Source organism: Bifidobacterium apri, assembly GCF_009299485.1.
Lineage (GTDB): Bacteria > Actinomycetota > Actinomycetes > Actinomycetales > Bifidobacteriaceae > Bifidobacterium > Bifidobacterium apri.
Map to the genome: position 1 here is coordinate 20,568 of NZ_WBSO01000008.1, position 17,969 is coordinate 38,536.

The 17,969-nt window shown below is 56.1% G+C and carries 15 protein-coding genes; 11 read left to right on the forward strand and 4 right to left on the reverse strand.

What is annotated here, in order from left to right; translation table 11 throughout:
- The first annotated feature begins 8 nt into the window (after positions 1–8).
- The 9 genes from DSM100238_RS06150 to DSM100238_RS06190 all read left to right on the forward strand — a co-directional run bounded on the left by DSM100238_RS06150 (position 9) and on the right by DSM100238_RS06190 (position 9,809).
- On the forward strand, positions 9–479 hold the full coding sequence (locus tag DSM100238_RS06150) for a hypothetical protein (protein ID WP_152355812.1): 471 nt from the start codon (positions 9–11) through the stop codon (positions 477–479).
- Between the two features lie 443 nt (positions 480–922).
- Positions 923–1,942 (forward strand): dTDP-glucose 4,6-dehydratase, encoded by a 1,020-nt coding sequence (gene rfbB / locus DSM100238_RS06155; protein WP_152355813.1) that lies wholly within the window; start codon positions 923–925, stop codon positions 1,940–1,942.
- 121 nt (positions 1,943–2,063) lie between these two features.
- Positions 2,064–3,536 carry a sugar nucleotide-binding protein gene (locus tag DSM100238_RS06160; RefSeq protein ID WP_152355814.1) on the forward strand — a complete coding sequence of 491 codons (1,473 nt, stop codon included), beginning with the start codon at positions 2,064–2,066 and terminating at the stop codon, positions 3,534–3,536.
- 7 nt (positions 3,537–3,543) lie between these two features.
- Positions 3,544–4,452 (forward strand): glucose-1-phosphate thymidylyltransferase RfbA, encoded by a 909-nt coding sequence (rfbA, locus tag DSM100238_RS06165; RefSeq protein ID WP_152355815.1) that lies wholly within the window; start codon positions 3,544–3,546, stop codon positions 4,450–4,452.
- Between the two features lie 547 nt (positions 4,453–4,999).
- Complete coding sequence (locus DSM100238_RS06170; protein WP_152355816.1) at positions 5,000–5,401, forward strand: AAA family ATPase; 402 nt, start codon at positions 5,000–5,002, stop codon at positions 5,399–5,401.
- A gap of 63 nt (positions 5,402–5,464) precedes the next feature.
- Positions 5,465–5,974 (forward strand): AAA family ATPase, encoded by a 510-nt coding sequence (locus DSM100238_RS06175; RefSeq protein WP_152355817.1) that lies wholly within the window; start codon positions 5,465–5,467, stop codon positions 5,972–5,974.
- Positions 5,975–5,978: 4 nt separating this feature from the next.
- Positions 5,979–6,518, forward strand: coding sequence for a cysteine--tRNA ligase (locus DSM100238_RS06180; protein ID WP_152355818.1), 540 nt, complete (start codon positions 5,979–5,981; stop codon positions 6,516–6,518).
- Between the two features lie 278 nt (positions 6,519–6,796).
- Complete coding sequence (locus tag DSM100238_RS06185) at positions 6,797–8,185, forward strand: amidohydrolase family protein (RefSeq protein WP_152355819.1); 1,389 nt, start codon at positions 6,797–6,799, stop codon at positions 8,183–8,185.
- A 133-nt stretch (positions 8,186–8,318) separates the two neighbouring features.
- Entirely contained in the window at positions 8,319–9,809 is a 1,491-nt protein-coding gene (locus DSM100238_RS06190) for a uracil-xanthine permease family protein (protein WP_205730697.1), read from the forward strand.
- Between the two features lie 313 nt (positions 9,810–10,122).
- Here the strand turns inward: DSM100238_RS06190 and DSM100238_RS06195 are convergent, their stop codons facing one another.
- Together DSM100238_RS06195 and DSM100238_RS06200 are read right to left on the reverse strand one after the other, a co-directional pair.
- The gene (locus tag DSM100238_RS06195; protein ID WP_152355820.1) at positions 10,123–10,872 is read right to left on the reverse strand and encodes a hypothetical protein; all 750 of its coding nucleotides are present in this window, start codon (positions 10,870–10,872) and stop codon (positions 10,123–10,125) included.
- A gap of 3 nt (positions 10,873–10,875) precedes the next feature.
- Positions 10,876–11,088, reverse strand: a complete 213-nt coding sequence (locus tag DSM100238_RS06200) for a hypothetical protein (RefSeq protein ID WP_152355821.1) — start codon at positions 11,086–11,088, stop codon at positions 10,876–10,878.
- Between the two features lie 960 nt (positions 11,089–12,048).
- On the opposite strand from DSM100238_RS06200, the gene bsh reads away from it, so the two are divergent.
- Together bsh and DSM100238_RS06210 are read left to right on the forward strand one after the other, a co-directional pair.
- Positions 12,049–12,999 (forward strand): choloylglycine hydrolase, encoded by a 951-nt coding sequence (gene bsh / locus DSM100238_RS06205; protein WP_152355822.1) that lies wholly within the window; start codon positions 12,049–12,051, stop codon positions 12,997–12,999.
- Between the two features lie 641 nt (positions 13,000–13,640).
- Entirely contained in the window at positions 13,641–14,531 is an 891-nt protein-coding gene (locus DSM100238_RS06210) for a PDDEXK family nuclease (protein ID WP_152355823.1), read from the forward strand.
- A 487-nt stretch (positions 14,532–15,018) separates the two neighbouring features.
- Here DSM100238_RS06210 and DSM100238_RS06215 read toward each other — a convergent pair whose 3' ends face one another.
- Both DSM100238_RS06215 and DSM100238_RS06220 read right to left on the reverse strand, forming a co-directional pair.
- Positions 15,019–16,749, reverse strand: coding sequence for a DUF6020 family protein (locus DSM100238_RS06215; protein ID WP_152355824.1), 1,731 nt, complete (start codon positions 16,747–16,749; stop codon positions 15,019–15,021).
- A gap of 199 nt (positions 16,750–16,948) precedes the next feature.
- Positions 16,949–17,969 (reverse strand): NlpC/P60 family protein (locus tag DSM100238_RS06220; RefSeq protein WP_205730698.1); only part of this gene is annotated, 1,021 nt, incomplete at its 5' end.

Consider the following 17,969-nt stretch of genomic DNA (forward strand, 5'->3'; position numbering starts at 1 on the left):
GGTTCCTTATGAACAGTTTTCAGGTATCAGATCTCGCCAAACAGCGGACTGCAGTGCTGGATGCCGCGAGGAACGGTCGTGCCATCATCAAAGACAACAAAGGGTCGGAGCTGGTGATGCTCCCTAATGTTAAACTTGAGCATCTGGAACTGTACAAGGAATGGACGCTGAATTTAAACCGGCTCAGAAGTTATCTTCAGCCAGGTGGCCGGCCGGATGTGGCGGGGTGGGGAGACCTCGCATGGCTCAGGGTCTTTGATAACGATGATCTCACCGCGTTCTGTGATGAGCTTTCTGATGAGCTAGTCATCGATATTTCCGGAGATGACTTTACTGGACTTGACGAGTTGCTGCATGATTGGAAGGCAACCGCAGGGCAATTGGAGGATCCGTTGAGAAAACGGGTGCTGCTATCTCCGGGACTTGATCAGGATGATTTCACCGAAGCCGAGGCGCCGGCAGAACCGGGGGATAAGTGATGGATTCTGCGTACAACCCTATGGAACCGGCGAGAAGCCCAGGCGGTAAACCACTTGAAAAGCCCAAGTATCGTGTACTGGTTCATAGAAAGTACGCAGCAGCATGGGAACAGATTGTTGAACGCGTCGGCTTGAAGCAGGCGAGACAATTTTGGAATCACATCGCTCAGTCACCCGGATCCAAAGATCCAATAGCAAATACCTGTTTCCTGCGAGGGAAGGCGGGCGCGCCGAAAGGGAAAGGCTTCTCGAAGACCATTCACTATGAGTTGTCGAGCATGGCACGGATCAACTACCAGTATTGTGACGCCTACCAGACAAAACCCGGTGGAGACGTGCATCGCGTCGTATTCATACTCAGCATCGATTACTCGTCGCACTAGGAGAGAATTCGTGGCGGTGCAGTCTCAGTAAAATTCTCTGCCAAGCGATACTATGTAGATATGACTGAAGTGTTTGTTCCGAGGAACATCATTGTTACTGGTGGGGCTGGTTTTATTGGCTCGAATTTTGTGCATTGGGTGGTGGATCACCATCCGGAGACGCATGTGACGGTGCTGGACAAGCTGACGTATGCGGGGAACCTGAAGAACCTGGCGGGGATCCCGTCGGATCGTATGGATTTCGTGAAGGGTGATATCTGCGACGCGGAGCTGCTTGACAGGATCGTGCCGGGGCATGATGCGATCGTGCATTATGCGGCGGAGTCGCATAATGACAATTCGATCGCGGACCCGGAGCCGTTCGTGCGTACGAACGTGGTGGGCACGTTCCGCCTGCTGGAGGCGGTGCGCAGGTACGGCATCCGGTATCATCACATCAGCACGGACGAGGTGTACGGGGACCTGGCGTTGGATGACCCGGCGAAGTTCACCGAGGAGACGCCGTACCATCCGTCGAGCCCGTATTCGTCGACGAAGGCCTCGTCGGACCTTCTGGTGCGCGCGTGGACGCGTACGTATGGGATCCGGGCGACGATCAGCAACTGCAGCAATAATTACGGTCCGTACCAGCATGTGGAGAAGTTTATCCCGCGGCAGATCACGAATATCCTGACGGGGGTGCGCCCGAAGTTGTATGGCGCGGGGTTGAACGTGCGTGATTGGATCCATACGGAGGACCATTCCTCCGCGGTGTGGACGATCCTGACGAAGGGGCGTATCGGCGAGACGTATCTGATCGGCGCGAACGGCGAGCGGAACAACATCGACGTGCTCCGGTTGATCCTGCGCCTGATGGACCAGCCGGAGGATGCGTTCGACCATGTCAAGGACCGTCCGGGCCATGATCGCCGGTATGCGATCGATGCGACGAAGCTGCGCACGGAGCTGGGTTGGGAGCCCATGCACACGGATTTCGAGTCGGGCCTGAAGGCGACGATCGACTGGTACACGAACAACCCGCAGTGGTGGGAGAAGACCAAGGCCGCGACCGAGGAGCGCTACAAGCGGCAGGGTCAGTGAGCCTGCGGGGCGGGTGTCGTGCGGTATCGCCTGGCGTCCGCCCCGTATGGTGTCCGTTGCTGTCGGCGTGGCGGTTGCGGGAGACGTTGGATTGCATGAAAAGTTCAGGGAAGGCGTATTCATGGATTTCGAGAAGGATTTGAAGGCCGTGCGGACGAATATCCCGGGGTTGATCGTGTTCGATCTGCCGGTGCATGGGGATAATCGTGGTTGGTTCAAGGAGAATTGGCAGCGCGCCAAGGAGGTCGCCCTCGGGCTGCCGGACTTCGGTCCGGTGCAGAACAACATCAGCTTCAACACGAAGCGTGGCGTGACGCGTGGCATTCATGCGGAGCCTTGGGACAAGTACATTTCGATCGCGACGGGCAGTGTGTTCGGCGCGTGGGTGGATTTGCGTCCGGGGGATACGTTCGGCGAGGTGTATACGTGCGTGTTGGACCCGTCGAAGGCGATTTTCGTGCCGCGTGGCGTGGGCAACAGCTTCCAGACGCTGGAGGACGGCACCGCGTACACGTATCTGGTGAACGCCCATTGGAGCCTGGAGCAGAAGAAGACGTACACGTTCGTGAACCTTGCGGATCCGACGCTCGACATCCGGTGGCCCATCCCGTTGGAGGAGTCTGAGCGTTCCGAGGCGGATTTGCATCATCCGATGCTCAAGGACGCCAAGCCGATGGAGCCGAAGCGCACGCTTGTCACCGGTTCGAACGGCCAGCTGGGCCGTGCCATCCGTGAGTATGCGGAGACGCATGGCCTGCACGGCTTTGAATACCATGACATTGACACCTTCGATTTCTCCGATCCGGCTGCCTACGGTCAGTTCGATTGGGATCTGTACGGGACGATCATCAACGCCGGTGCGTTCACCGCTGTCGACAAGGCTGAGACGCGTGAAGGCCGCACCGCCGCGTGGAAGGCGAATGCCACGGGCCCGGCGTTGCTTGCCAAGGTCGCCCGTGAGCATCACATCACGCTCGTGCATGTGAGCTCGGATTATGTGTTTGACGGCACGGTGGAGGAACATACCGAGGATGAGCCGTTCGCCCCGCTGGGCGTGTATGGGCAGTCGAAGGCGGCGGGTGACATCGCCGTGGCTCAGGCCCCGCGGCACTACATCCTGCGCTCCAGCTGGGTGATTGGTGATGGACATAATTTCGTCAAGACGATGATGGGCTTGTCGGACCGTGTGGCGGATCCGCAGCAGGCGCTCGACCATGTGACCGTGGTGGATGACCAGTATGGGCGTCTCACGTTCACGAAGGATATGGCTGCCGCCATCTTCCACCTGCTCGGTTCGCAGGCGCCCTATGGTACGTATGATCTGACCGGTGAGGGTGCCGTGCGCTCCTGGAAGGACATCGCGGCCGAGGTGTTCGACCTGACCAACGGCAACGGGGATGCGGTCATGCCGGTCTCCACGGAACAGTACTTCGAGTCCGCGAAGGGCCCGGTGGCGCCGCGCCCGGTGCATTCGGCGCTGTCGCTGGGCAAGATCGAGGCGACCGGTTTCACGCCGGTGGATTGGCAGGAGTCCCTGAAGGCGTATGTGAAGGCGGAGCTCGCCGTGCGCGGCGGGTCCGTGGAAGGGCGGTGAGGAAGCCGTGAAGGGAATCATTCTGGCGGGCGGTTCGGGCACGCGCCTGTACCCGTTGACGACGGTGACGTCGAAGCAGTTGCTGCCGGTGTATGACAAGCCGATGGTGTATTACCCGTTGAGCGTGTTGATGATGGCGGGCATCCGGGATATCCTGCTGATTTCGACGCCGAAGGACCTGCCGAATTTCGAGCGTCTGCTGGGGGATGGTTCCCGGTATGGGGTGCGCCTGTCGTATAAGGTGCAGCCGAGCCCGGACGGGCTGGCGCAGGCGTTCCTGTTGGGTGAGGAGTTCATCGCGGGCGGCCCGTGCGCTTTGGTGCTGGGGGATAATATTTTCTACGGGAACGGATTGGGTCGTGTGTTGCGTGGTGCGGTGCGTGACGCCGAGGCGGGTCGGTCGAGCGTGTTCGGTTATTACGTGGATGACCCGGAACGGTACGGCGTGGTTGATTTCGACGAGTCGGGGCGGGCGGTGTCGATCGAGGAGAAGCCTGCGCACCCGAGGTCGAATTACGCGGTGACGGGCTTGTATTTCTATGATGACCGTGTGGTGGAGTATGCGAAGCGGGTGAGGCCGTCGGCGCGTGGCGAGTTGGAGATCACGGATCTGAACCGCATGTATCTGGAGGATGGCTCGCTGCGGGTGCGGACGTTGGGCCGTGGGTATGCGTGGCTGGATACGGGTACGATGGATAGTCTGTTCGAGGCTGGTGAGTTCGTGCGTACGGTGCAGCGGGCGCAAGGCCTGCCTATCGCGGTGGTCGAGGAGATCGCCTACGAGAACGGGTGGATCAGCCGGGAGGAGTTGCTCGAGTCCGCCAAGCGGTACGGGAAGAGCCCGTACGGCAGGCATTTGCAGGGCATCGCCGACGGTGAGATCCGCCTCATCGACAACAGCAAAACCCAAGACTAAGCCACCACACAACCATGGCGAACCCGCCGCACCATCTGGCAAGCACTGAACCAATTGGTCTGTGTAGTTATCGGATAGTTCGGTGTCTCGTCGTTTCAGACATTAGGATATGACATCCTCAGTTGCCTGTTCTCTCATCAGACAACTGAGGATGCCTCCGTATTATCTTCATCAGTCGGCTTCGCGTTGATTCGATGATCAGTACTGTTGCGATTGCAAGCGAACACGCGCTGAAGTGCTGTTCGCATGTCAGAAACATGCAATTCCTTTCGGAGGCGCGCAAGCTATCGAAAGTGGGCCGTTTGAAGGGTATTCTGTTCCTTATCGATTCTCTCGCAGTCAGCCGCCCAAACTTCCAAACTGAACAACGAGGCTGTCTAGGGTAATTGATGAAACCGCACGGAGCCGGATTGTTGCCATACAGAAACTGCATCTGTAAGCATGAAACCACTTGTCTGGCATAGGAACATATAATTTCCGCATGAGTACGCAGGCCATCGAAAAGCTGTCCGTCTCCAGTTTTTGACCGTTCAACAACAGATATGAGTTGAGTTTTCTCCCAACTATCAATGTCATTGTTGGCGATAACGGCACAGGTAAATCGCAGTTGTTGAAGCTGTTGTATTCATGCACGAATGTCCTCCACCACGGCAATGACGTGAAGACCAATCTGCAAAGGAACATTGCCGACAAGCTCATTGGCGTATTCCAGCCGGATGCTTTGGGCCGTCTTGCTACCCGCCAGCAGGGTAGGGCGCGTGCCGACATCACTGTCCGATATCGCAATGTCAAGAATCGGCTGAAGTTCAGTTTCGCGACCAATTCAAAAACAGAAGTTCGCGTTGACTCATTCCCATCGAATCGATTGGAATCAACACCGGTTTTCCTGCCTTCACGCGAGCTCATGTCCATCTATCCCGGATTTGTTTCCCTGCACAACACCAGGTAAACCAGTTTTGATGAGACCTGGCGCGATACGTGCGATCTGCTCGGTCGTCCGCCACTGCGCCGAGTGAAGGGCGATGCCATCGATGATGCGATCAAGCCGTTGATGGACATCATGGGTACGGATATCACCGAAGAAGGCGGGCACTTCTATTTGCACCGGCAGGAGGGCATTTTGGAAATGCCTCTGGTTGCGGAAGGCCTCCGAAAATTGGCAACGATTTACCGATTGGTGCGTTCGGGCGTCTTGTCGGGAAGCGGATACCTGTTCTGGGATGAGCCCGAAGCCAACTTGAATCCCGCCAGTCAAGTCGCTGTAGCGCAGACCATTGTGAAGCTTGCAGACTGTGGGGCGCAAGTATTCCTGGGTACGCATAGCTCGTTCCTGATGCGTCAGCTTGAGCATGAGGCGAAGTCGATGACCGTTTCAGGTCTGGGATTTACCGCGTTCAAACGCGAAGGCGTGGATGTCACGGCGGTGCAGGAAAAGCGCATCGAGGACATTCCCGTTGATTATCTCGCCGCTATCAATGCGGAATACCATCAGGCTGACATGCTACTGGCGGAAGACGATTGACGAGATGAAACAATTCACCCAAGACGGCAACGTGTATGAGTTTCCTGATGATTGGCTCGTTGTTCCCGCATATGATGAATTGCCATTCTTCAAGCGTCTGAGTGGGAACCAAGCCATCATGGCGAAGGGGTGCGATATCGTCGCAGTTTGCGGTGATGAGCTGTGGCTGATTGAAGCCAAGGATTATGACAGGAAATCCGTGAAGGAGACGCGGCCGAAATCCACGGAACTGGCAACGACTATTGCTCGAAAAGGCTTTGACACGCTGGCCGGTCTGCAAGTTGGTTCCAGATATCAGCCGAATCCCGAAGTCGCGGATATCTGCCGCCAAGCGGTGAATTGCAAGAAAGTCATTGTCTGCGCGACTATCGAGCCGTCCACCGCAATCAGTTCGAATCATTACGATCGTCAATTTTTACACCAGATTAGGGAACAGCTGAAGCGGAATACCGCAGGGTATGCAAACAAAGTGTATGTGACACAGAATCGCGACGAAAAGGCATGGAAGAAGTGGTCTTCCCACAAGGACCCATCATCGCGCTGATGCGTGCGAGTTGAATGATGTCTCGCTGTTGAACTCCCGCATCACCGCAACTCTGTTTCCATAATGTGTCCGCGATGCATGCCCTCGTAACACAATCCGGCGGTCGCGTTAACCGGCCGGCCCGTATTGTGGGAGTTACGAGTTTTCTTCGTTTTCCTTGATACCAAAACGCAGGCGGCGAGGCCTCAACCTCGTCGGGACGAATCCGCAAACGACGCATCGCCCCGAATGCCCCTGCTTGGGAAGTTCGCACGGCGTGCACAAGGAAAGTGGGAACCATGAATCAATCCACGAATCCAATCGAAGAATCAGTGGACCTTCTAATCAGCCATGCAACAATCTGCACCATGGACGCCTCGCGGCGGGTCATCCGCAACGGTTATGTCGCCGTGAACAATGGCACAATTGTCCGAATCGGGGAAGGGAATATCCCTACCGACATACGCTCCGCACAAACCATCGATGCAGCCGGCCAAGTGCTGCTTCCCGGCTTCATCGACACGCACACGCACATTTTCCAGTCATTCCTCAAAGGATTGGGCGCCGACCATCGGCTGATTGAATGGCTGAATCGTTCCGCACTGCCGTATGGGGCGCTGATGACACCATATCAGCATCGTCTCGCGGCGCAGCTGACGTGCATGGAGGCATTGAAAAGCGGATGCACCACGCTGTGCGAGTTCTTCTACACCGATCAGAATCCGCAACTGGCCGACGGCTGCATCGCGGGAATGGAAGACACCGGTATCAGAAGCGTGTTCATCCGCACGTTCCAAGACGCGGGCGAGGATTACGGCATGCCGGCGTGCATGATCGAGCCAGCAGAGCAGGCAATGGAGGAGGTTTCCCGGCTCCGCAAGGATTACGCGGATCGCGGGGATATGCTCTCCATATGGACGGGACCGGACGTCACATGGTCCACGACGCGGGACGGCTACCGCACGATGCTGGAGTATTGCCTGTCGGAGAACGTGCGGTATGCCATGCATATTGACGAAACCGAAGTTGACAACGCCATGTGCCGCGAACATTACGGGCAGAGCATTGTCCCGATGCTCGACGACATGGGATTCCTTACGGACAAGATGCTCGGCGTGCACTGCGTGAACCTCACGGATGATGAAATCCGTCGGTTCGCCGATCACGGAGTGTCAGTCAGCTATAATCCTGTGTCCAATATGTATCTCGGGTCTGGGGCTGCGCCGATTCGCGAATGCCTTGATACAGGCGTGAATGTGTCGGTTGGCACAGACGGGGCAGCAAGCAACAACACGACCAACTATTTGGAAAGCCTCAAATTCGCGGCTCTCATTCAGAAAGGTTTCAGTCGGGATGCGGCGCGAATCACAGCCGAACAGACCATAGCCATGGCAACCAACGGCGGGGCGAAAGCCATCGGTATGGAGGACCGGCTCGGCAGTATCGAAATCGGCAAGCGTGCGGATCTGGTGCTGTTCGAACCGCGACATCTCACGTCCATTCCGATGCATGACCCATACGCGACTATGGTCTATTCATCCACGCCAGAGAATATCGCGACGACCATTGTCAACGGCCGAGTGGTGTACCGCAACGGAAGTTTTGCATGCGGCATCGATGAGCGGGATCTTGCCGGCGCGATTGATGTCGAACTGGACAAGCTACGCAAGCAGCTTGCCGACAACTGATTCTCGTTTCTCCCATTCAGCGTTCTTGCCGACTGCGGTAAAAGCGCGTCTGATTCTGCGAGCATCTGGCGAACCAGCTGGATGCCTAGCATTGTCATCCACAATCGTACGTCACATATTCAGGAGCATCATCATGACTCAACAACACAGCCAGCATCTCATCGCTGGTGTCAACGATAAAATCCCGGTAGGAAAATCACTGATCCTCGGTCTGCAGCACGTGCTGTCGATGGATCTCTACATCATGCCGCTGATTCTCGGCGGAGCAATCGGATTGAAAGGCGGTGACCTTTCGTTCCTCCTGCAAATGAGTTTCTTCGCCTGTGGCATCGCGACGCTGCTGCAAAGCGGACTATTCATGAGATACCCGATCGTCCAAGGGCCGTCATACGTGCCGCTCGCTGCGTTGTGTGCGATTGGCGCCACCATGGGCATCCCTACGATGATCGGCAGCCTGTTGCCCGGAGCGGTTGTTATCATGCTGCTCGGCGTGACGAAGGCATTCTCGAAATTCATTCGCAAGGCGATTCCGCCATTCATCGGCGGCATCATCATCCTCATCGTTGGGCTGACGCTTGTGCCGACCGCTGTGACAGGCGTATTCAGCACGAGTGGCGACTTCACTGCAAACGCGGTCGGCGGATGCGTGACGTTCGTTGTGCTGCTCGCGTGCATGATCGCTCAGTACCGCATGCGCAACAGTAGGATACTCCACATGTTCTCCGTCATCATTGCTCTGGCGACAGGTACGTTGGTGTCATGGCTCATGGGAGGCGCGGATTTCAGCGCAGTTGGGCAGGCCTCGTGGTTTTCCCTGCCACATGTCTTCCATTTTGGTGCCCCGCAGTTCAATCTCCAGGCATGCCTGCTCATGACGGTCGTGTATCTGTTCGTGTTGCTTGACACGACTGGAACGTGGTTCACCGTGCAGGCGATCACCGGTGAACCGATGGAAGACGAACGCATAGACCGAGGAACCGTTGGCGAGGGGCTCGGGTGCCTTGTCGGCGCGCTGTTCGGCGGCACTCCGATGACCGGCTACTCCTCGAATGCCGGTCTTATCGCCATCACCAAAGTGGCATCCAGACGGGTTGTTATCGCGGGCGGTGCCATCCTCGTGTGTCTCGGTTTCTGCCCGAAACTCATGGCGGTCATCACCTCACTGCCGACTCCTGTAATCAACGGCGTATTCGCCATGGTGTGTATGACCCTGATTTCGAACGGCGTGAAAATGGTGAAAGATACTGTGATGGATGACCGGGCGACCATGATACTCGGTGTGTCCGTGATGAGCGGCGTGAGCACCATGATCCTGCCGGATTCAGTGATTCAGATGGCACCGCAATTCATTCAGTATTTCCTGTCGTCCGGCATAGCGGTCGGGGGAACGGTTGCGATTGTCTTGCAGCTGCTGTTGCCCAAGACACAGGGGAGTGAGGCTGTACGGACGCGGAGAACTGATGCCGCAGATGATAGCGGGGCTGGCAGTGCGGTCGGTGGAGATGGGTTGAAGCTTGGATCCGGGATTGGTGTTGGTTCTGGCTCTGGTGTCGGCTCTGGTGTCGGTCCTGGTGATGCCGGTGAAGTTGCTGGTGCTGTTCGGATTGTCAGCGCGCAATGCTGACCGAGCAATCTCTGATGCGCATTGATTGATAGGATGCGTTGTGTTGCGCGGCGGATGCCCACGGACGTTGATAGCGCAGCGATATCCCTCGATGAATCGCTGGCGGTTGGTTGCACTCGCGCATCCGCGATCCAAACTGGTTACGCTGAGACCATCCTCAGCGTAACCAGTTTGGATGAGGCGAGTGGGCAATGGGGTATTCAGTGTTCCGGAATAATCGCATGCTCTCGCGAAGTGCACGAGTTCGTTGGCGACTGGCAAGCTGGACTTATATGAATCGTGAATACTTGTGGGCGCCATAGAAGAGCGAGTATCAATAGCGAATGAGCATGCTATCTCGATCAGACCGTTCTGGTCGATCTGGTCGTTGTCCTAAATCGTACCCGTCCTCGATCAGCGTGTCGTACGCTAAATCGGGGAATTCGTGGACAATCGCCTTGATTTGCGCAGTACGATATTCTTCTCTGCTTTGGGCAAGAGACGCTTTCCACTGAGGCTGGGTGTCGATATGAAACTCATATATCGCCATTTCAAGCACATCCTCGAGTCCAGGACGCAGCCGATCCCCGCCGACAGGAAAATGCAAAGATGAAAAAGTTGGGAAAAGACCTTTGTCCAGATATTGTTTTCTTCTGTTTTTTGAGCGCTTACCGTTAACACATGAAAGCATAATTCGGGTCGCTGCATCATTGGAGCCATGAATATTGATATGTGCAGCTGGGATGTCAGATTGTGGAGATCTGACATAGTCGTAATGACACAGGGGAGAATGTCCAGAATCAGTGGCAAGAAGGATGTCTGATTTATCGACTTGAAGCATTGACTGGGGTGTTTTACAAGAACATAAGAAGGAATATTGCAACCTGAGAATCTCATCTCCGTCGCAGGTGAGTGGGATACCTGAGTTATCTCGTTGTTGTATGAGATAGACAGTTTTTCCTCGCTTGCCGTATTTGCCTTGAGGCGTTGCGGTAAAAGCGTTGTCGCAAGTGGGAAGTACGTTCTGGAGGAGATTCTCTAAACGTTGTGCGAATTGTCGGGCCTGTTCACCCTCGGCGGACATGCATCATCCCTTCTCGAGATAATCAAGACCTTCAATCTGGTGCAGGGCGATGTACTCCTCGAATGATAGGACGCCCATGGCTTGTTTCCTGCGAAGGGCGGCGGCGGTGCCATATTGCCGTTCGATGTTACGGCGGCGCTCGCTGATCTCCTTGTCTGTCAGCATGATCGGATCGGCGATTCGGTGCGGCTCAGCCAGTGCTGTTGGCGAATCCATGGGTTCCTCCCTTCGCAGTCTTCGTAGTGTTGTTAGATCAAGTGTATGTGATGGTGGCGTCAATTGATAGTGCGCCGGATGCAGTGTTGCGGCAGTGGTCGGTGCTTTGATGCTTGGTTGCCGGGTGAGGACTGATTTCGATTTTGCCATGTTATTTCCGGTTTGGTCCGTGGCCTCAGGCTGCTTCATGGCCGATGTGCCGGTGTTGGTGTCTGGTGCGCTGGTGAATTGCTGGGATTCTGCGGGTTCCGGGTGTGGGGGTGGCTGGCGGTTGGTTGCGCTCGCACATCCGCGATCCAAACTGGTTACGTTGAGACTGTCCTCAGCGTAGCCAGTTTGGATGAGGCGAGTGGGCAATGGGGTATTCAGTATTCCGGAATAATCGCATGCTCTTGCGAAGTGCACGAGTTCGTTGGCGATCCCGCGACTCCCACTCCACCGCCAGCCATGCTCCCGCGACTCCCACTCCACCGCCAGCCATGCTCCCGCGACTCCCACTCCACCGCCAGCCATGCTCCCGCGACTCCCACTCCACCGCCAGCCATGCTCCCGCGACTCCCACCCCACACCCAATCCTAAGAATAACCTGAGAATCTTCTGCTGTTTTCTTATGTGATGAAAGAGCCGTTATGGTGTAATCACGCGTCCAGAACCCTGATATATCAAGGAAAACAGCTTGAACATGCGCGTGCGAACTGCCGTATCCGCTTGATTCGCGATGACTATGCTGAGTAGCGAAAGATAACAAAACGGATGTGCGAGGGCAACCCGGTTGCGTCTGGCTTCGGCAGCTGAACCTGTTGGTTGAGCCGCCGACGGGTCGCCGGGCTGAAGTCGGATTCGACGACAGTTGATCGGCGATTGGCGGCCATCGACAGCCGCCGGCAACCACCGGTGGCGTCAACCCTCAAGCACAGTCCGCATGCCCCCACGAGGGGCGGTTTGGAAGGAGCAGGTGACATGTGCACTGGAGTTCGTTTTGCAGATGAAGACGGCAACATGTATTTCGGCCGCAATCTTGATTGGTCGTTCTCATATGGCGAGAAAATCGTGGTGACGCCGCGCGGGTACCAGGCGCCGGTCGCATTCAACGCGACGGTTGCTAACCCGAAGCCGGTCATGGGCGTCGGCATCATCGTCGAAGGCATGCCGATGTATTTCGACTGCGCCAACGATGAAGGCTTGGCCGTTGCCGGCCTGAACTTCCCTGGATACGCCCAGTATGCGGACGCTCCGGTGGACGGCACGGTCAACGTCGCCGCCTACGAGCTGCCGTTCTGGATCGCCCGCAGCTTCTCCACCGTTGATCAGGTAGAGGAAGCCCTGAAGAACGTGACCGTCGTGGCCAAGCAGGTCAACGAGCAGTATCCGGTCTCCTTGCTGCACTGGATCGTTGGCGACGGCAAGCGCAGCATTGTGATCGAGGTCATGGCTGACGGCATCCATGTGCATCATGACGGTGTCGATGTGCTCGCCAACCAGCCGACTTTCGACTGGCATACCGAGAACCTGCGCAACTACCTGAGCATGGATCCGCGCGTCCCCGAGCCGGTCAAGTGGGGCACCCAGGAGCTCAGCGCGTGGGGTTCCGGCTCCGGCATGCGCGGCATTCCGGGTGACTACAGCTCGCCGTCGCGTTTCGTGCGCGCCGCCTACACGAACGCCCACTATCCGGCACAGAAGACCGAAGAATCGAACGTCTCCCGTCTGTTCCACACGCTTGATTCCGCAGCGATGGTGGACGGTTGCGCGCTCATGAGCAATGGCCAGTACGAGAAGACGATCTACACGAGCGGCTTCTCCACCAAAACCGACACCTACTACAAGAACACGTACGAGGATCCGGCCATTAAGAGCTACCGTATGGCTGACTTCGACCTTGAAGGCTCCGAGCTGCAGACCGCTGAGTGAGCCGGCGTGCTGGGGCAGTCTGCTGATAGGCTGAACCGCTGAACAGTTGAATGCGGGACGCTAGGCGCACGGGATAACCGCGTGTCGCCGGCGCCCCGCATTTTTTCTGTGCTGCTGGTTTGTGGATTGCGACAAGTACATCGTCGACAGACAATGCTGTTGCTTTAGAAAAATGAGGGGATGCGCGCTGGATGGTCGAGAACGGCGACCGACTAGAACTATTTGCTTGCAGCGGCATATAGAAGCGGTGACTTTGCCGTGAAATGTGCGGTGGTTTGTTCTGCTGCGGCGCCTCTCGTAGCGTTTTCGACTGTCTATCTGCGCTATCCGTAGTACCTGCCGGAGATCAACTCAACTACGAGGGTTCGTTGATTCCCGATATCGAAGATAGAACTGTTGGTATTCCGTGGTATGTGCTTGAGGATCAGGCATCGGCGAACCCTCGTAATGAAGATACGTTCTGGCAGGTACTACGGATATGCGAGATATAATCTCTCCCCTACCATAAACCCATCAATACACGAGATACTTGTCACCAGACTTTGTCGGTAATCAGATGAACGGGCGGCGTCGCGCGACTTCTGACCACATCTTCAATTCCGGCTCGCACGTGGCGGACAGGATTCACTAGGGTTTCCGTCATGGCAGATTATTCTATGTATCAGCACGACATCATCCAAAACCATGCGGCGGCACTGCGAGCGTGTGACGAGGCCCGCAACCGAACCTCGATGACGCTGGTGTTTACGCTGTCGACAGCCTTGGCGCTGCTTGGCATCGAGCCGCCTCGCGAACGAACGCGATTACAAGACGATGTGGTGTACGCAGCAGTTCACCACGAGAGTGATCGCTGGCGAGTGAAAGGTGTGCGTTTCGTCACTTGGCAGGGAAGTTTCGAGACGGTAGTTTTGCAGCGTGGCAGGTTTCGCTGCGTTCATGCGGTGTATGTGTGGGCGATGTACGCTGCTAGGTTGTCGCTGCAGGAGTTGGTTGTGCTCGGCGATTCGATGATGCGGCGTAATTCGCGTGGCATCCGGATAGAAGATTTTATTCGGTTGTTGCAGAATCTGCGTGAGGAGGCGCAAGTGCGGGGTTTGCGGCTTCCTCGGGGGTTCCGGTCTATGAGCAGGGCGGTGCGGTTGATGCGGGAGCACACTGATTCTTCGCAGGAGACCCGGCTGCGTTTGTTGTTGATGCGCTATGGTTTGGGCTGTCCCCGTATCAATGTGCCGATTCGCATTCCTGATTCGGGCCGGTTGTTCTATTTGGATATGGCATATCCCGAAAAGAAGCTGGCGATTGAGTATGATGGTACGCATCATCGCGACCAGTGGCTCGCAGACTGTGATCGATTGAAGTTCATTGATGAACAGGGATGGCAGCATATTCAAGTGACTGCATATGATTTGTCAAGCGAGGAGCAGAGGGAGCGACTCGTTTCATTGGTGGCTAAAAAGTTGGGGATGGATGCATTATCTAATCCGCTGACGCTGGAGCAGGTGGCGGATGGCCGTCGGGTCTGGAACCGTTGAGACAGGGAGGCACATTATTGGTTCGGGAAGGGAAGGGCAGGATATAGGGGAACAGTTTTTCAGCCTCGTTCATCTTGTCTGGTTGGAGGAATACTGGTTTCACAGGGTAGTAGACGCGAAACATGCTCGTTCGGAGTAACTGGTAACGATATGCGTGAGCGGTGGTCTGATGTCGGGAAAGGCAGAAATGGGAGAATCCGATGAACACCTCACTCGCATCGGCTATCTGCGTTATCCGTAGTATGTGCCGGAAGCCATCTTGCCTACGGGGGTTCGTGGATGCCTGATGTCGAAGATAGAACCATTGACATTGCATGGCTTGTGCTTGCGGTTAGGTCAATAATGAAACCCTCATAATGGAGAAACGCCCATGCACATACTACGGATAGACTAGATACACGCCTTCAGGTACCGCAGGGAAGCAAGATGTGCTGGCATAGGCGGCATTCGATTACAGTGATGTCGCCGTTCTCATACCACAGCAATGTCAATCATCAACTCGCAGAGCACGATTCTCCTGACCGACAGTGAACATCGCGCACCCGATCGGAGCAATGAACACCATGGGAATCACATACCGCATGCCTTCGTACGATACACTCGCCCCGGAAATCCACAGAAAAGGCATCGTAGCGAGCATCGGTATGAGCCAAGCAGCTTGATTCCAAGACATCGTATGCGTCCGCAGCCTGCGTACGGCAAGATAGCACTGCATGAATGGCAGCCAAGTTGCCCAGAACGCACGGCAGAACCACGGCTGGAGGAAGAACTGCTCGTTCAGCCATGCGAAGCCCTGATCCAACCCCGAGTAGAACAATGCGTGACTTGACACGGGTAGCCCAGAGTCAGAAGCGTTTGGCGCCAAGGACGCTCTCGTGTACACGTATGCCGGGCGCATGCCGGAGTATATCGATTCGTAAGCCGCTTGGTTCGGCATGGCGACCCAGCCTTGTTCCAGCAGGAAATATGCGCGCAAATACGTTGTGGGGTACCTTACCCCGTTACGCAGCCACACGCGCAAGAACGGTTTCAACAATCGTTCGCGTTGCGCGGTCCAATGCGTGCCTTTAATCGGATCGACAGCAGGCCAGAAGAACTTGTTGGCGGCATCGGGCTCGAGAATCCCTTCGAGCACGTCACGATCCGCCTGGGACAGCTCGTCACCGTGCTCTTTCAACAACAGTGCCGACTGCTGCAACGGAACGGCAATCATCTCCTGCTTGCCACCAGCCACAATATGACACAGCGGGAACAGAATACCGGGCAGTACTAGAAACATGACGATGACGCTCGCCAGCACTGTTCCTGCCAATCGGAGCCGCACTTTTCGCCCTGCCACGACCAACATCGTGAGAATACAGGCGATAATCACCGTGTAGATGCCGGTTTTCTTGGTGAGTGACACCAGCAGCGCTAGTGTGCTGATGAGGATCCAGGCTTTCGGGGTTGCGAGGCTCGCGCCGCGTGTGCGTGCCGCTTCCATGCATTGTACGGAGAACAGGAGAAAGCAGGGGAGGAACACTGCGTCTTTGACCATCGCCATGGCATATATCGGGACGAACGGGAATAAGCAGAAGAACCCGTATGTGAGGAGGCATGTCCGTCTGCTGCCTCCTGAACGGGCGAGATAGTGGACTATGTATACCAGCACGGCGATGGATACGGCGGTGATGGCCGTCGTGTAGAGAGCGACACCGAAAGCCGGGGAACCCACACAATCGCCAAGTTGATAGAACAGTCCGAAAATCAGGGTGTCGAACACCGGATGTTGATCGGACCACGCGCCACTGGTAATGGCGTTTGGCTTCCCTTCCCATTGCAGCACCTGCTGCACGGTGTCATACCAGATTGCTCCGGGGAAGGCCAACACGTAGTAGGGGAGCCAGCATACCGCCATGATGGCCGCGGCTTTGAAGAAGGATTTCCGCCTGCCGGTGAAATCGGGGAGAATCCTTTGCCACAGATGGGTTGCGGATTGGTGGGGGCTTGCGCTCTCTGCATCCTTGATGTTCCCGTCACTTTCCAGATGTGCTGACGCAAGTCTCGCTTGTATGCGTGTTGTCTGTTCGGATTTGCCTTCCAGCCATGTGATGAATCGTTCGAACAGCAGTGTCAAAATGAAGAAGAATGCCGCAAAGACGAGGATATGCGGCAGTCGTCTCGCGCGTCCTGCCTCCCCCTCATTGAGGTATGCGCAATACTCGGCAAGTGTTGCCAAGATGATGCTGCAGCAGACCAATCCCAGTCGCGGTATCCGATGATGTTCTCGCACAGGGGCTTGTTCTGAAGATGCTGCTATTCCCTCCGTCATGGATAACAGCCTAGCAAGAGCGGGATACTGAAACAGAAAGGGCTGCGAGAGTAGGATTGTTCTCGCAGCCCTTTTCCATTGCGTCCTATGCTGTATGTGTTCCCAATCAGATAAACGGCCGTGCAGCGCCCGTCGGATGACGGTTCCCAGCGTACATGTTGGCAACTCGAACACGAGGCGGAACCGCTTCGATCACTTGGTCATTGCCCAAGTAGATGGCTACATGACCTGGATAGAAGATCAGGTCACCACGCTGGCGCTGGCTGAGCGGAATATGCTTGAACCGGGAGTCGCTGCTCATATTGTTTGCGTCATGGCTGTGCCAAGGGTCATACCAGTGAGCGGACGGGTTGTAATCCTGAAGGTTCATTCCGGTCGCATAGAGTGACTGCATAACGAGCCCCGCGCAATCCACGCCGTTGCCTGGCTGCATGGCGTAATCCCAGACATATCGTGTGCCGAGATAGTCGTATGCCCTGCTGATGAACGCATTCACGACTTGGTCACGGTTAGCGTTGATACTGTTTTTTGACGGGGAAGCATACCCGAATACCCCACTAGGGACGCTGACATTGCATGAACTCATTTGGAAGAACCCAGTTGGATTCTGATAGCCGTTTTTTCCACAGCCAGCAATGGAACCGTGCTGGAATTTCTGGGAGGGGCCGGTCTGGTCTTCAACCGGGAAGCCGTATTTGCCTTGCTCATAGCGTGCTGCGGCATACTTGCTGAGTGTCGTCCCCACAACGGCGTGTGCTCCGGTGCTGTTGGACCAGAAGACGGTGCCGTGTTGGAAGGTCTGGGATGCGCCGCCTTTGACGGTGAGTTCGTCGCCGGTGGGCCAGCCGAGCCAGCCGTTTTCCCAGCCGTGGGCGCTCCAGTATTGTTGGATGGCTCCTGTGGTGAAGCGGGCTCCGGTGCGTGGGGACCAGTGGATCTGCCCATTCTGGAATGCCTGGGATGCCCCGCCGTTGAGTTTGATTTCGTCGGTGGTGGGGAAGCCGAGTTTGCTTTGTTCGTATGCGATGTGCGCGTATTCGCCTAGGATGCCGCCTTTGACGGCGTGTGTCCCGGTGCTGTTGGACCAGAAGAGGGTGCCGTGTTGGAAGGTTTGGGATGCGCCGCAT